We start from the raw sequence: 14,540 nt of genomic DNA on the forward strand, positions 1-14,540 counted from the left end.
ACAAACACGGACTGCAGTGTGTCAAGTCACAATATGACATAGCTATTTTGTGTGCTTTCATTCACATTTCATTAAAGAGACTGAATAACCAGCGTGGCCGAAGCATTAAATACACCGCCTTTTAATTCAGCCTGAGGGTTTCTTACCGGCATCAAGGTGATGCTTGCACGCCCCAAACCGTCTTCCAACCGAATGGGAAATGCCCCCATTGGTTTGACCAACCTCTCATTGTTTTTTAGCGCAAAGCCTAAATCAGCATTGTCAGAACGGATTAACTCCGATGAAAATATTGACGTATCCGCCACCAATTTAACTTTAACATTCTGTGTCAGGCTGCTGTTGCAGTTAAAGGACAACGTAATATCTTTACTATACCCTTCGCCTTTTTTGCCAGAACTGGAAGCAGGGATCAGCGCGGTTTGCAACATGCCGAAGTTAACGTTAATGACATTTCCTTGATTAATAGAGCACTCTGACGGCACCGGGATTACCTGCCCCCCGGGCCGCGTCCGCGCCTGTACCAGCGGCTTACTGGGTCGGGATGGCCGGGGTACAGAAATATCATTGGTATACATGACCCGATAAACAGAGAACAGTTCAGTATTTGAGGGGACGACAACGGCACCACCAATAATATTCCGCCTCAACATTAAATAAATATATCCCTGACTGGTCGTAGAGAACATCATCCCACGGGTTCCCTGCCCGACAGGGGGAACCGTAAAAGCTTTCAACCTAGGAGGGGCTAAGGGAAAATACTCATAGGCCGCACTCCCCGTCGCGGCACTGGAAATGCGAATGTCTACGTCCTCATTTAATTTAAAGTAACCAGGGTTAAGATCAGACGGCGCCAAGCCGCTTCCCATATCGACATAGTGCGACATCATAAGACCGGAGCCTTCCATATTCCGGTTACAAACAGCAGGAAACCTGTCGGGAACCGTTGAGTAGCGCATCCGTGCCGAAGCGCCTTTCTTATTACTGGAAAACGACGCAGAGGACATCGTCACCACCGCAATATTAACCGGATCCCCCCAGCAGGTATTATCCGGCTCCGCATGGGAGCATGGCGAAAATACCGCTAGAAAAATGAATAAAAAACGCCTCATTTAAGTCTAACCTCAGAAAAGTAAGGCACTCATCATCAACTCAATATCAAACATGTCGACGAAATCACATTCAGCACGTTCAAATAGACAAAATAACTAACGTAGCCGAAGCGTTAAACCTACCGCCTTTTAGCTCACGATAAGCATCTTTTACCGGCGATAAAGTAATATTCTCATTATCCACTCCGTTTTCCAATCGGGCAGAAAATGACTCCATGGGTCTGACCAAAACTCCGTTATGTTTTAGCGCGAACCCCAGTTGATAATTATCAGAGCGGATAAGATCTGAGGAGAAGTCCGCGCTGTCTGCCACCAGCTGTACCTGAATATCCTGCGTCAGGTTGGTAGTACAGCTTAAATGCAACGCAATATTTTTACTGTAACCTCCATCGAGGCTGCTGGACGCGGGGATTTTTTTTGTTTGCAATGTATTGAAATTCACTTCTATAACATTCCCCTGGTTTATCGAACACTTCGGCGTCACCGGTATCACCTGCCCACCAGAACGCGTACGTGCCTGGACTACCGGGCGACTGGCCCGTGGAGCAAAAGGCCGAGAATTCATAATCCGGTAGGCGGAAAACAACTCGGTATTAGACGGCACCACAATCGCCCCGCCAATAATATCCCGCCTTAATTTTAAATCTATTATTCCACTGCCAGCGACATAGAAATCATCCACTCTGACGCCTTGTCCGACAGACGGCCTACCGGTTGCTAATAATGAGTTGGGAGGAGTCAAAGGGAAATACTGATATCCTGGATGATCCATTCCCTCGCTACCAATTTTTATATCAATGTCATCACTCAACTTAAAATAACCGGGATTGATACCAGACGGTATCAAACTCGGCCCCATATCAACGTAATGCGTCATCGTATAACCGGCAGCACTTCTGTTGCAAATAGCGTTGAACCGCTGCGGATTGGTTGCATATTTCATCTGTGCCTCTGCACCAGCCTGATTACTGGAAAAAGATGCCAACGCAATATCTACCGAAGCAACATTAACCGGATCAGACCAGCAGGTATTATCCGGCTCTGCATGGGAGCATGACGAAAACACCGCTAGCAAAATGAATAAAAAATGCCTCATTTAAGTCTACCCTCAGAAAAGTAAGACTCTCATCATCAACTCAATATCAAGCATGTCGACGAAATCACATTCAGCACGTTCAAATAGACAAAATAACTAACGTAGCCGAAGCGTTAAACCTACCGCCTTTTAGCTCACGATAAACATCCTTTACCGGCGATAAAGTAATATTCTCATTATCCACTCCGTTTTCCAATCGGGCAGAAAATGACTCCATGGGTCTGATCAAAACTCCGTTATGTTTTAGCGCAAACCCCAGTTGATGATTATCAGAGCGGATAAGATCTGAGGAGAAGTCCGCGCTGCCTGCCACCAGCTGTACCTGAATATCCTGCGTTAGGCTGGTAGTACAGCTAAAATGCAACGCAATATCTTTGCGGTACCCCTCATCATCGCTGCGACTTGGAACCAAATTCGTTTGTAACGTATGAAAATTAGCTTCAATGGTGTTCCCTTGATTAATCGAACACTCCGGCATCACCGGTATTACCTGCCCGCTGCCTTTGGTGCGCGCCTGAACCAACGGTCTGCTGGGGCGTGGCGGATAAGGTTTCCAATCCATTACCCGGTAAGCTGAAAAAAGTTCAGTATCTGGCGGCACCACGATAGCTCCGCCAATGATATCCCGCCTTAATTTGAATTTCGCCACTCCAGAACCGGCCACTGCGAATCCTGTGGTAGGTATATTTTTCCCAAAACTGCCTGGGCCAGCACTACCAATTAATGAATCAGATGGTTCCAAAGGAAAGTATTTCATTATCGTATCATCACCGTAGGAACCTAAAAGAATGTCAATGTCATCACTGAGTTTAAAATACCCCGGGTTAATATCTGAAGGTATAAGTGCCGGTCCCACATCAATATAATGAGTCATTGAGCTAAATGGTACACTGCGATTACAAACCCCACTAAACCAGTTAGGATTCGTTTGATATTTCATTGTTGCCTCCGCACCTTTTTTATTACTCGTAAAAGGTGCGGAGGAAATATCCAGCACAGCAACATTCACTGGGTCGCCCCAACAGGTATTATCCGGCTCTGCATGAACGGATAACGCCGTCAGTCCCCCCAATAATAAAGCCAATACTCGCATTCCCTTACTCCCCGTTTTTCTTCATCTATTCCGTGATCATCCGCCATGACCGCGTGAAACGGTATTTCTTCGTATCCCACTCAGGGATAGTCAATCATCAGCGTCAGCGTAGCGCTAAAGCTACCGAGCGTAATCGTATGGTTCTTCAGCGCGTCAGGTTCAGCCTGCACGTAACCCATCAGGCTAAAAATATTGCTGCCGTCGTGCAGTTCATGACGGTAGGCCCGATTGATCGGCAGCGACTTTCCTTCAACGGACTCCAGCCCGATAGCAATGCCTTTTGCCAGGCTGCCGCCCGCCAGCTGCAGCAGGCCGGGCAACGGGCCGCTTTCAGCCCCTTTCAGGGTGATTTCCACCAAATTACCCAGCTTGGTATCGCACTGCGTCAAACGGATGGCAAACGCCTTACCGGTCGTGCGCTGGTTAAGGTACAGGTATTTATCCACCACGTTGCCGAAGTCGAGCTCGATCTCCGCATCATCAGGCTCCAGCATGCAAGGCTCCGCCACCAGTGAGCCGTGGAAATACAAATTCTCTTTGGCCTGCAGCGCAGCACATGGAATGAGCAGGCTTAATAACAGCGCAACGCACTGGGTACGCATGGCAGCTCCTTTTCGCCAATTCTTCGTAAACATTATTGGTACTCGACCAGCAGCGTGGCAGAGGCGTCAAACGCCCCTTCCGGCAGCTCGGCACCCGCTTTTTTTACCGGCACAGCCTGCAACTTCAGCGTCGGGACAGGCGTAATCCGCACCGGCTTATTCAGCTCCAGCGGTTTACCATCCAGCAGCATGTGAATGCCCAGATCGGTCACGGAGCTCTGGATCGCGGCTTTATCAAACGCCGTTGCCTGGCCGTGCACCTCCAGCCAGAGATCCCATTTCAGCTGGCTTTCATCGCACTTCAGCGGCGCTTCAACCTGCTTTAAGTAATTCTTACCGTCTACCCGGTTGATCCCGATCTCGCCAAACGGCACGTCGATCACCTTGTTGTTATTAATCTGGCACGGCGGCGGCTCAACCAGCGTGCCATAAATTTTGATTTCCGTACCGCCGCTGCCGCCCGGCGCAGCCAGAGCGGGGGAAAAAATCGGCGCCAGCAGGCATCCCCCCATCGCCAGCCAAAACCCCCTGCTGCGGCTTAAATAACTGTGCATATACCCTCTCCATAGGCTTGAGAAAATAGCCCGCGTCCTTTTGCCATCGGCTTTTAATCACTGGCTATGCGCTGACGGCGTTTGTACCGCTCAGTCATAATTCAAACTGAAATTAACCTGGCTGCGATACGCGCCGGCCTGCAGCGGCGCAGCGGTGCGCTCCGGCATCACCCGGTAAGTCAGAACGTCCTGACCCGGCGTCAGAAACTGCGGCTTACCGCGGAAACCCAGGCGAATATCCCGCCCTTTCGCATCAAGCATGCGCAGGCCTAAACCGGAAACGCCCTGCACTTTAATCAGCTGTGCATTGTCAGCATCCGCCGACGCGATAAAACGCACGCTGACCACCGGCTGGTTGGCGTCCCAGCTCAACATGCCGCCGCGCTCGTCCCGGCTGCTGCCGGTGGTGCGAATGCAGTCGCGCAGCCGCAGTTGGAAAGCGACCGGTTCGCCACGGTCGCCGGCCTTTTGCAGGCGTCCGGTGCCGGTATTGCCCAGCGATACCGCCTGCTCGGCAGAATTCATCTCCAGCCGACAGGCGCTTTCCGTCAACACGCCGTGCACGTGCAGCACGCCGTTGGCGCCTTCCACCTGCCAGTTATCCGCCGCCGCGGCGATGCCCGGAGCCAGTCCCGCCGCGCAAAGCAACAGTGCGGCGAGCGGTAGAACCTGACGTGTCGGGCATAAACGGGCTTTACCCGACAGACTGCGTTTGATGGTCATTCCCTTGTCCCCCTTACCGGTTTAGCTGCGGTGATTTTCCGCCACGGCCTGGCAGTCATTGCCGGCGCAGCGGAAAGTCAGCTGCGGACGACCGCCGTAATCGTTGATATAGGTCAGCACCGGCGCGCTGCCCAGCGCCGCCGCGCTGACCGACATCTCGGCCGCACCCAGCGGCGGCACCATAAAGGGTTCAAAACCCGCCGCGCTCTTGCCGTTCTTCTGGCTGCTGGCGTCCACCAGCGTGACGTAATATGGCGTCGGGTTATTCACCGTGTAGCGATCGCCGTGCCTGGTCAGCGTCAGCTTCTCCTGCCAGGGCTTGGTCAGCGCCTCCACGTCCTGCATAATCGCGTGCGGGCGGTAAAACAGTTTGACCCGCGTCTGCAGGGCGATCTGCAGCGTATTGGGCTTATCACTCTTGGGCGGAATTTCACGCAGGTTGAAATAGAACAGCGTTTCCCGGTCCTGCGGCAGTTGTTTAACGCCCGGCAGCGCCTGGATTTTCACCTGGCTCGGCTTGCCGGCCTCGATGCGCTGCACCGGCGGCAACACCACCAGCGGATCGCTGATCTTGTTGCCCTGCTCGTCCTCAATCCACCCCTGCGCCAGATAGGGCAGTTGCTGGTTCTGATTGCTGACGTTCAGGCTGACGGATTTCGCGCCGCCGTCGAATACCACCCGGGTGCGATCCAGGGCGATGGCGGCATTGGCCTGCTGCATCGCCGCCGCGCCGCTAAACAGGCAGGCGGACATCATCAGCAAAGTACTTGGTTTCATTCCTTTATTACTCCATTCAATCATCATAAAAACCGTCATAGACCGAAAGTCCGCGCTACTTCGCCGCGTTGACCGCCTGTTCCAGCGGCTGGCACGGTAGCAACAGGTTGTTGAAACCGTCTTTCGGCAGCGGATCCGGCAACGAAATGGCGCACTGCGCGTCACCGTTCCAGAACACCCGCATTTTTTCGCCCGCCTTGATGCCGCTAAGGTAAACCTTGCCGCCGTCGTTAACGATGCCGGTCTCCTGCTTGCGCAGATTAAACACCGTAGCGCCGAACGGCGGCGCATCGCCATTCGCCAGGCGAATGACCGCCATGGCCTTTTCACCGGCAATCACATTAAAACGCCGGAAACCGATCGCCCCTTCCGTCAGGGTCGCCTGCACTACCGAATTGCTGGCATCCGCATTGTCCGCCAGCTTGTTCAGATCGATACTGGCCTTGTTGCGGTAGTAGCTGTTAATGTCGGTCACCACCGCTTTACCGAACATATTGCTGCGGCTGGTGCTGCCGTAGCCACGCACCGGCACATCCGCCACGCCGCCGGTATCCAGCATCAGCCGCGTACCGCCCATCGTGCCGACGCGGTGCAGCGCGCCGCCTTCCATCGTCAGCGTGACCCCGCCCTGAGCGGACAGACCGAGCGCGGTATATTGCCCTTCCTGGTAACTGATATTGCCGCTCAGCTGCGCGGCATCGGCTTCATGGTTCATATAACCGCTGACCGAGGCGCCGCTGCGCGTCTTGCCGACGCTGACCTGATAGTTATTGTGTTCATCAATGCGGTCGTAATAACTCAGGCTGTTGCTGTTATCCCCTTTCGCCAAGGCGGCGTTGTAGCTCAGGCTGCCGCTGTTGCCCCAGGGAATCGACAGCGACAGGTGGGCGCCGTCATCTTTGACGCCGTCATAGGTATTGCGGTAAGCCGACAGCGACAGGCTCAAATTACGCATCGACCACAGATCGAAATAGTGCGATACCGTCAGGTTGTAGCGGTCGTTCGCCGCCCGATCCCAGTAGGTCTGGTGGTTGTAGCTGATAAAGGTGCTGACCCCCAGATCGCGGAACTGCTTGTTAAAGCTGAGGGTATACATCTCTTTACTGCTGCCGATCTGATAGCCGTAGTAACGCGCATCCAGATATTCGCTCATGGTCATAAAGTTCTTTTCCGAGAAACGATAGCCGGCGAAGGTGATATTGCTGTCGTACTCATCAAAGTTTTTTGAGTAGTTCACGCGATATGAACCGCCGCTGAACGTCCCCTCCTGCGGGATATGCGCACGCGACTGAATCACGTCGAACGAAATCGCCCCCAACACCCACAGATCGCGGCCGACCCCCAGCGACAGCGCGTTATAATCGCCGCCGAGAATGCTGCCGCCAAACAGCGACCAGCCGTTGCTGATGCCCCAGGAAAACTCGCCGCTGGCAAACATCGGTCCGCGCGTGCGATGCCGCCAGTCAGAGGGTTTGCCCGCCGCCAGTTTGTAACGCACGCTGCCCGGTCGGGTCAGGTACGGAATGCTGGCGGTGTCCATCTGGAACTTTTGCACGCTGCCGTCCTGCTCTTCCACCCGTACGTCCAGCTTGCCCGACACCGCGTCATTAATGTCCTGAATGCGGAACGGCCCCGCCGCCACCTGCGTTTCATACAGCACGCGCCCCTGCTGGCTGACGGTGACCTTAGCGTTGGTTTTCGCCACGCCGACCACCTCCGGCGCATAGCCGCGCAGGTTGGGCGGCAACATATTGTCGTCGGATCGCAGGTTGGCGCCGGTATAGCGGAAGCTGTCGAACACGTTCGAATCCAGGTAATCTTCCCCCACCGTCAAGCGTGATCGCCAGGACGGCAGGGCGCGGAACGCGTAGTAACGGCTCCAGTCCAGTTTCTTTTCCGTCCCCTGAGCGCTCCCGCTCTGGTGGCTGATATTGCCCTGCCAGTCGGCACGCAAACGCCAGGCGCCGATGTTCAGGCCGGCGGTGCCGTTGCCGCTGAAGTCGTAATCGCGCGCGCCGTCCCGCTGCTGGCGGGTGCCCTGCGCATTGACGTTGTAGTCAAACAACAGCCCGGCAATACCGTCATCCCACAGTGAAGGCGGGTCCCAATCCTCGGAGGTATATTCCAGGTAAGCCTGCGGCATATTTAGATAGAGCGACGCCGCCGACAGATCGCCGGTGGCCTCCATTCCCTTCAGGCTATGCATATCCAGGCATTCGCCGTTGTGCCACCACGTCAGTTTCTTGCTGATGTCCTCTTTCAGCCCCAGCTGCGCCACCTGCGTCGGGGTAAGACAGGCCTGACTCCCCTTGTCGTCATCGTCAGGCGCATAGAACATAACCTGCTGTTCCGGTAATTCATGTTTATTCAGCCGAATCGTCATGTTATATGCACCCGGCATAATATATCCGCGACGCGAAAATTGGCTGAGGTCAATATTATTTCGGTCATTCAAATCCAACACATCGGTGTTAAATTCAATTGCGTCGCCTGCCAGTACATAACCAGGCAACCCGTTAATGGCTAACGCAATTAATATCCCTATCGTTTTCGGGCGAAAGAGTGCCCCAGCAGAAAACCAATCCATATCTGCAGACCTTTCGTAATATAAACTTATGACGACGAATCAGTAATAATCGAGCTTGAATCTGATGGTTGAAAAATAATCGCCGGTACGCAGCGTTTTTTTATCCCCAATCAGCCTGATGAAATAATTCAGCTGCATATTTCCCGAGTGAATGTCGCTCTTTGGCATCGCTACGCCAGGCGCGGCAACATTGCCTTGTTCGTCGCTGATTTGGATGGCCAGACCCCGTGCCTCGCCCTGCAGGCCGAACCCGTTGCCTTCCGTCGGCCCGTCAAACGTGATTTGAAAATATTGCCAGTCAGGCAGCCTTGAGGTGTATCTTTCCAGCGAACAGTTAACGAGGCGCACGCTAAAAGGAATGGCGCTACCCTGCCCCTGACTGACAATCTGACTGACGGGAACCGTCCCCATATCGACCGTTTGATCGCGTTCTCCGGCCGCAATCGCACAGGCGCTGTCAATAATCGCCCCGCCCATATGCACCGTTCCCCGGCCGGATAAACCGGCAAACGCGACAGGGCCCATGGCCAGCATGCCCAACAACAATAAAAGAACCACAGTTATCCAGGGTTTCAACCAACGCATCACGTTTCCACCACACAATCCTTTATGGGATAACATGCGGGTATCGCTACCCGCATGTGTTCATTTACGTACTGGCTATTACTGGTAAGACATGGTGAAGTCAGCAACGCTGGTGAAATCACCCGGGACCACGGCTGCAGACGCGCCGTCACCCTGCAGGTAAGCGCCGAAACGCAGAATGTTTTTACCTTCGGTCAGCTTGTGTGCGGCAGTCGCAGTACCCAGTTTGATTGGTTTACCTTCGGTATCCACCAGCGCGATGCTGGCGCCTTTCGCGGTGCCGTTGATTTCCAGGCGGCCGTCGCTGTTTTCAACGCCGGTAAAGGTCAGAGAAACGGTGCTCTTATCTTTTTCCAGCTCGCAGTTTTCCAGCAGTACCTGGAACTCTTTCTTGACAGATTTACCGCCGTCTTTCAGTACCACTTTAGAGATCTGCCCCAGGTCGACAGTTTGATCGACGGTTTCTGGCGAGATGGAACATGGCGCATCAATAATCGCTCCTTTGAAATTAACCACCCCTTGCCCCTGATTGCCTGCGTGCGCCATGGTTGAAGCACCGAATACCAATACGCTGGCCATCATGATTTTGTTTAATTTCATTTGTTAAATTCCTTATTAAATTCCAATGTAATGTCATGGTTGTGCATTATTAATGCGCATTGTCATGCCTCCCTGCCTTCTCTGCATATCGCCTCATTTTTACGCAATGAAAGTGATATGCATTTAGAATCAACCTATAAACAGAAGAATTTTCTCATTCCATTATTAGAGAATTTTTACCTCTGAATGTCAGGAAACAGACTCCCATCAAACAGGTATACAGGTCTGCCGTGACAGCGATGACAATGATAGACACACCGACAACAACCAGCAAAACATGCCTTAAACAAGTAAATATATAGTTTTTTACACCACAAAAACATAAACACATAGATTTTAATAATGGATACTAAGTTTTTATTTATGCCATAGAGTTTTTTTAACCAGGCTAAAGTTTAGCTGGATTATATTAAGTGAAAATATTTACCATAGTGACTTGACGGTCATTTGCCGAGTGTATAACCCTATAAACATTATTATAACTAGGAATCATCCTATCCTTATGAAATACATAATAAATCTGATTATCGTTTATACACCATCGGAAAAAACGCTCGCTTTACATAACGACCCGTCGCAAAAAGTGAATCTGTCGAATCCGGCTAATCGCTTACTGCTGGAGTTAATCAGGTACAATGGAAAAACGCTGGAGCGAGAAACGTTATTGCATAACGTATGGGAGGAGTATGGTTTTACCGGTTCCAACAGCAACTTAAACACCTATATCAGCGAACTGCGGAAATCATTTTCCAGCCTCAGTGAAAACATAAAAATCATCACCACCGTCCCTAAGGTCGGCTTTCGTCTGGAAGCAGAAATAGAACCGGCATTACACCCTGATGCACATGCGGAAACGCGTGCCGACGCCGAGGTGGTCGCTCAACGCACCACCTCACCGCCACAGGAAGAGCTGGAAATGAGTGAGGATAAAAGAAACAACGCTGATCGACAGTACAGCGGCGTTAATAATAAAGCGGCTCCCGTAGAGGCATCAACACACACGCCGCCGGCAGTGCCAAACAGCTCCCGCCAGCGCAGCTATAAACTCGGTGTGGTCATGGCCATGGCATTCGCGTTAATCGCCTGGCTGGGGTATGCGTATTTTCACACGCCGCGACTGTTGAAGATTGTATCGGAGCCCTATTCCTATCTTTTCACCCTTGGCGGTTGCGAGGTGTACTCGCTGGACTATAAAAACGCCTACAGCAAAAAAACGCTGATCGCCATGGCCAGACAGGATATAGCCCGGGAGAAACTGGACTGCCAACACATCAAAAACGTGATCTTTTATAAAAAAATGTGGGCCGAGGATAAATTCAACGAAGTCACCTTTATGGGCATCTGTTCGGTCACCACCACGGAAAAATACGAACGTTGTTTCACCATCAAAAATTTTGCAGGGAACTAGCATGAAGAAACTGGTCTGTTTTATGGTTAGCCTGATAGCGCTGTTATCGGTTCCCTCTATTCCTGCCAATGCCGCCACGGCGCTGCTGCATTGTGAAGCCGAAATGCTGATCCGTAAAAACGTGACGGAAAACGATCCCATTTCACTGCATGCAAATGCACACTACTTCTTCGACCCGGCAGGGAAAGGCTATGTGGATATTATCGGCACCGTACAAAATAAACGGCAAGCCGCCCATCTGGACAGGATCATTTACTTCACTTACGCCCGCGCCGCGCGCGATGGTTTTTACACCGTGAAATTTACCCACAGCCGGCCCAAACCGCTCGACAATACGCCGCAGGCAATGCTGGATTATTTTTATGAGATCGGCAAGGAAACGCCCGGTTACCCGGTGGATATCTCAAAACTGAACGATAACCTGATCCTGTTCAGCCATTTGTCCTTCCCCACCATGCTGTGCCAGAAGATCTGAACCACCTTCGCGGCCGGGCTGACCGGCCGCTGCCTGCAACGGGGAGAAGCGGTTCAGTGATTGTCTAACCCCGATTGGCGTATCCATGCATGGAGTCTGGCGCAATCTTGCTGCGACACCATCTGTTTTTCAGCCAGTTGCTGAATGATGGCGACATATCTGCGCACGTCCGCAGCAAAAACGGCCGTATTCATCCGATCGAGCGCCTGTAATCCTTTGAGCAAACGGAGTTGTACCTCAATCAGCGCTGCGCCGTCGCGAGCTATGGGATTCACAATGTCATCGAAGAGATCTGCCGTCACGATCGGTTTGACCCACACGTTGTGATAGATCACCGCGTCAGATTCCGGCTTGTTTCTGCCCCATACCGCCAACAGTCTCACCGCGCGGCCGATAACATCAATCGCCGTGCCAGGATCGTTAACGGCCGGTGACAACGCGCGAGAGGCGATCTCCGCCAACACAGCAAGGCCAAAGCGAGGATCCTGATCAAACGAGCGCTCCGCTCCGATGGTGATGGCAGCCAATAGTGCTGCCGTCTCGAGGTCAGTATCTGGTGCAACGATCCAGCCCACAGGATGCCCCGGATGCACAAAGGCGCCGGTCTGGCAGGCCAAATAAAGCTCCCCTTCAATTTCTTGCAGCCGGTCATCCAGCATCTGCATATCAATATGCTGAATATACCCAATTTCTGTCGGATAGAGCGCGATGGCATCCGCAGGAGAGTGCTGAGGGGATAACCACGCTTTGCCCCCCATGTAAGGGATGTTAACGCGATTTTCCAGCGCATTGCGCGCCGCCTCTTCCACCCGCGACGTCGTTTCCCCTACGCGCCCCAATAATGAAAGATGCTGGATCCAGCGCAAGAGCGTGATAACGATTAATGCAATGACCAGCAGCGTAACAACGAATAATACAACCCGCCCCCGCTCCCCATAGGCGCCCATACTCAGCGCCACAATCCCGACCAGGCTGAACAGGAAGGAGCCGATAAAGGTCGCCAGGACGTTTTGCGTGGTGCTGTCTTCCATCACCAGCCGCGTCGCGCGCGGCGTCACGCTGGTGGTTGCCGAGCTGTAGGCGGACACCATGATATTTAATGAAAATGTCGTTACCGCCAGCATGCTGGACGCCAGAATATTGAGGATATTATCTACCGCATCGGCGCCGACCATGCCGCCGATGCTGGCAGGAATAAATGGTTTAATGACGATGGAAACTAACGCTGAAATGACGGCCAGAAGCGCGAATAAGCATGCGCGAAACCAGAGTTTGCGCGTTAACTGGCTAAACAGCCAATGCCATTTTGACATGGTAAACAATCCGTTGTGAGCACATGCTAATCACTATAGCCCAGACTGTTTCATCTGCACCACGTTTCGCGCCGGCCAGAATCCCGTCGTTTTATGCCGTTATCACCACCGGGAGATAAAAAAACCTGCCGCCGGGGCAGGTTTTTCAGTATGACGTCCGCTACCAATAGCGAGGTGGCTCCACGATTAAAGGGTTTCACCGTTAGAGGCAATCACCCCCTGATACCAGTAGAACGACTTCTTGCGCGAACGTGACTGATCGCCGGTGCCGTCATCATGTTTGTTCACATAGATAAAGCCATAGCGTTTGCTGTACTGGCCGGTGGTAAAGGAAACGCAGTCGATGCAGCCCCACGGCGTATAGCCCAGCAGCTCCACCCCGTCATAGCTGACGGCCTTGCCCATTTCGGCGATATGCGACTTCAGGTAGTCGATGCGGTAATCATCATTGATGCTGCCGTCGTCTTCCACCTTGTCGTAGGCGCCGAAGCCGTTTTCGACGATAAACAGCGGCTTCTGATAACGCTCATACAGCTCGCACAGCGCATAGCGCAGGCCGACCGGGTCAATCTGCCAGCCCCAGTCGGAGGCTTTGACGTGCGGATTCGGTACGCTGCCCTCAAAGCCGGAAATGGCGTCACCCTCGCCGCCGGCGGCCTGCACCGCGTTGGTCATGTAGTAGCTGAAGCCCAGATAGTCGCAGCAGCCTTCGCGCAGAATCTGCTCGTCGCCCGCTTCCATCCTGATGTTGAAGCCGCGTCGCTGCCACTCGTTCAGTACGTAGGACGGATAATAGCCGCGCAGCTGCACATCGGTGAAGACATAGCGTTCGCGCATGGATTCCTGCGCATACATCACATCTTCCGGCTTACAGGAGAACGGATACAGCGGCACCATCGCCAGCATGCAGCCGATCTTCATCGCCGGGTTGATGCGGTGGCCGATTTTCACCGCCAGCGCGCTGGCGACAAACTGGTGGTGCAGCACCTGATACATGGTCTCTTCAGGATTATCATGTTCGGTGTACACCACGCCGGAGCAGCAATAGCCGAACAGCGGCGCGCGCCAGTTGCGCTGGTTATTGATCTCGTTGAAGGTCATCCAGTACTTCACCTTGTGTTTGTAACGTTCAAACACCACCTCGGCGAAGCGGACAAAGAAATCGACTACCTGACGGTTGGTCCAGCCGCCATACTGCTGCACCAGATGCAGCGGCATTTCGAAATGCGACAGGGTGATGACCGGCTCAATATTGTGCTTGAGCATCTCGTCGAACATGTCGTCGTAGAAACGCAGCCCCTCTTCATTCGGCTCAGCCTCATCGCCCTTGGGGAAAATGCGCGTCCAGGCAATCGAGGTGCGGAAGCATTTGAACCCCATCTCGGCGAACAGTTTGATGTCATCTTTGTAGTGATGATAGAAATCCACCGCCTCATGGTTCGGGTAATATTTGCCCGGCACCACTTCCTGGGTGATCTCGCGTGGCACGCCGTGCGCGCCGCCGGTCAGCACATCACAAATGCTCGGGCCTTTGCCGCCCTGATCCCAACCACCTTCAACCTGGTGTGCGGCAACCGCGCCGCCCCAAAGAAAATCCTGCGGAAATACGCTTTTCATC

General features: G+C 53.0%; 14 protein-coding genes. 2 read left to right on the forward strand and 12 right to left on the reverse strand.

Translation table 11 applies throughout. The annotated features are described in order from the left end of the window. Positions 1-71: 71 nt before the first annotated feature. From TAN611_RS15110 to TAN611_RS15155, 10 genes are all read right to left on the reverse strand, one after another. Positions 72-1,109 (reverse strand): fimbrial protein, encoded by a 1,038-nt coding sequence (locus tag TAN611_RS15110; RefSeq protein ID WP_203066667.1) that lies wholly within the window; start codon positions 1,107-1,109, stop codon positions 72-74. 79 nt (positions 1,110-1,188) lie between these two features. Further along, a complete protein-coding gene (locus tag TAN611_RS15115; protein ID WP_203066668.1) occupies positions 1,189-2,205 on the reverse strand; it encodes a fimbrial protein in 1,017 nt (338 codons plus the stop codon). Between the two features lie 79 nt (positions 2,206-2,284). Beyond that, complete coding sequence (locus TAN611_RS15120; protein WP_203066669.1) at positions 2,285-3,298, reverse strand: fimbrial protein; 1,014 nt, start codon at positions 3,296-3,298, stop codon at positions 2,285-2,287. 80 nt (positions 3,299-3,378) lie between these two features. Next, positions 3,379-3,900: a fimbrial protein gene (locus TAN611_RS15125; RefSeq protein ID WP_203066670.1), complete on the reverse strand. Its 522-nt coding sequence runs from the start codon at positions 3,898-3,900 to the stop codon at positions 3,379-3,381. A 32-nt stretch (positions 3,901-3,932) separates the two neighbouring features. Beyond that, a complete protein-coding gene (locus tag TAN611_RS15130) occupies positions 3,933-4,454 on the reverse strand; it encodes a fimbrial protein (RefSeq protein WP_203066671.1) in 522 nt (173 codons plus the stop codon). 90 nt (positions 4,455-4,544) lie between these two features. Continuing rightward, on the reverse strand, positions 4,545-5,177 hold the full coding sequence (locus TAN611_RS15135) for a fimbrial protein (protein ID WP_238404475.1): 633 nt from the start codon (positions 5,175-5,177) through the stop codon (positions 4,545-4,547). Positions 5,178-5,198: 21 nt separating this feature from the next. Beyond that, positions 5,199-5,954, reverse strand: a complete 756-nt coding sequence (locus tag TAN611_RS15140; protein WP_105233427.1) for a fimbria/pilus periplasmic chaperone — start codon at positions 5,952-5,954, stop codon at positions 5,199-5,201. Between the two features lie 55 nt (positions 5,955-6,009). After that, complete coding sequence (locus tag TAN611_RS15145; RefSeq protein WP_203066672.1) at positions 6,010-8,541, reverse strand: outer membrane usher protein; 2,532 nt, start codon at positions 8,539-8,541, stop codon at positions 6,010-6,012. Between the two features lie 39 nt (positions 8,542-8,580). Further along, entirely contained in the window at positions 8,581-9,126 is a 546-nt protein-coding gene (locus tag TAN611_RS15150) for a fimbrial protein (protein WP_158684824.1), read from the reverse strand. A 78-nt stretch (positions 9,127-9,204) separates the two neighbouring features. Continuing rightward, positions 9,205-9,726 carry a fimbrial protein gene (locus TAN611_RS15155; RefSeq protein WP_105231781.1) on the reverse strand — a complete coding sequence of 174 codons (522 nt, stop codon included), beginning with the start codon at positions 9,724-9,726 and terminating at the stop codon, positions 9,205-9,207. Positions 9,727-10,228: 502 nt separating this feature from the next. Between TAN611_RS15155 and TAN611_RS15160 the strand changes: the two genes are divergently transcribed. Continuing rightward, a complete protein-coding gene (locus TAN611_RS15160; protein WP_203066673.1) occupies positions 10,229-11,134 on the forward strand; it encodes a winged helix-turn-helix domain-containing protein in 906 nt (301 codons plus the stop codon). A 1-nt stretch (position 11,135) separates the two neighbouring features. Further along, positions 11,136-11,609, forward strand: coding sequence for a FidL-like protein (locus TAN611_RS15165; protein ID WP_203066674.1), 474 nt, complete (start codon positions 11,136-11,138; stop codon positions 11,607-11,609). Between the two features lie 53 nt (positions 11,610-11,662). Here TAN611_RS15165 and TAN611_RS15170 read toward each other — a convergent pair whose 3' ends face one another. Together TAN611_RS15170 and TAN611_RS15175 are read right to left on the reverse strand one after the other, a co-directional pair. Continuing rightward, on the reverse strand, positions 11,663-12,922 hold the full coding sequence (locus TAN611_RS15170) for a DUF2254 domain-containing protein (RefSeq protein ID WP_238404476.1): 1,260 nt from the start codon (positions 12,920-12,922) through the stop codon (positions 11,663-11,665). Between the two features lie 186 nt (positions 12,923-13,108). Next, complete coding sequence (locus tag TAN611_RS15175; RefSeq protein WP_172606335.1) at positions 13,109-14,539, reverse strand: 6-phospho-beta-glucosidase; 1,431 nt, start codon at positions 14,537-14,539, stop codon at positions 13,109-13,111. Position 14,540 lies beyond the last annotated feature (1 nt).

It is taken from the genome of Serratia sp. Tan611 (genome assembly GCF_905188235.1).
Classification (GTDB): Bacteria; Pseudomonadota; Gammaproteobacteria; order Enterobacterales; family Enterobacteriaceae; genus Serratia_B; species Serratia_B rhizosphaerae.

Bases quoted from the DNA above. Each gene is read 5' to 3' on its own strand.
- TAN611_RS15110 (WP_203066667.1), bottom strand. From the start codon at position 1,109: ATGAGGCGTTTTTTATTCATTTTTCTAGCGGTATTTTCGCCATGCTCC.
- TAN611_RS15115 (WP_203066668.1), bottom strand. From the start codon at position 2,205: ATGAGGCATTTTTTATTCATTTTGCTAGCGGTGTTTTCGTCATGCTCC.
- TAN611_RS15120 (WP_203066669.1), bottom strand. From the start codon at position 3,298: ATGCGAGTATTGGCTTTATTATTGGGGGGACTGACGGCGTTATCCGTT.
- TAN611_RS15125 (WP_203066670.1), bottom strand. From the start codon at position 3,900: ATGCGTACCCAGTGCGTTGCGCTGTTATTAAGCCTGCTCATTCCATGT.
- TAN611_RS15130 (WP_203066671.1), bottom strand. From the start codon at position 4,454: ATGCACAGTTATTTAAGCCGCAGCAGGGGGTTTTGGCTGGCGATGGGG.
- TAN611_RS15135 (WP_238404475.1), bottom strand. From the start codon at position 5,177: ATGACCATCAAACGCAGTCTGTCGGGTAAAGCCCGTTTATGCCCGACA.
- TAN611_RS15140 (WP_105233427.1), bottom strand. From the start codon at position 5,954: ATGAAACCAAGTACTTTGCTGATGATGTCCGCCTGCCTGTTTAGCGGC.
- TAN611_RS15145 (WP_203066672.1), bottom strand. From the start codon at position 8,541: ATGGATTGGTTTTCTGCTGGGGCACTCTTTCGCCCGAAAACGATAGGG.
- TAN611_RS15150 (WP_158684824.1), bottom strand. From the start codon at position 9,126: ATGCGTTGGTTGAAACCCTGGATAACTGTGGTTCTTTTATTGTTGTTG.
- TAN611_RS15155 (WP_105231781.1), bottom strand. From the start codon at position 9,726: ATGAAATTAAACAAAATCATGATGGCCAGCGTATTGGTATTCGGTGCT.
- TAN611_RS15160 (WP_203066673.1), top strand. From the start codon at position 10,229: ATGAAATACATAATAAATCTGATTATCGTTTATACACCATCGGAAAAA.
- TAN611_RS15165 (WP_203066674.1), top strand. From the start codon at position 11,136: ATGAAGAAACTGGTCTGTTTTATGGTTAGCCTGATAGCGCTGTTATCG.
- TAN611_RS15170 (WP_238404476.1), bottom strand. From the start codon at position 12,922: ATGTCAAAATGGCATTGGCTGTTTAGCCAGTTAACGCGCAAACTCTGG.
- TAN611_RS15175 (WP_172606335.1), bottom strand. From the start codon at position 14,539: ATGAAAAGCGTATTTCCGCAGGATTTTCTTTGGGGCGGCGCGGTTGCC.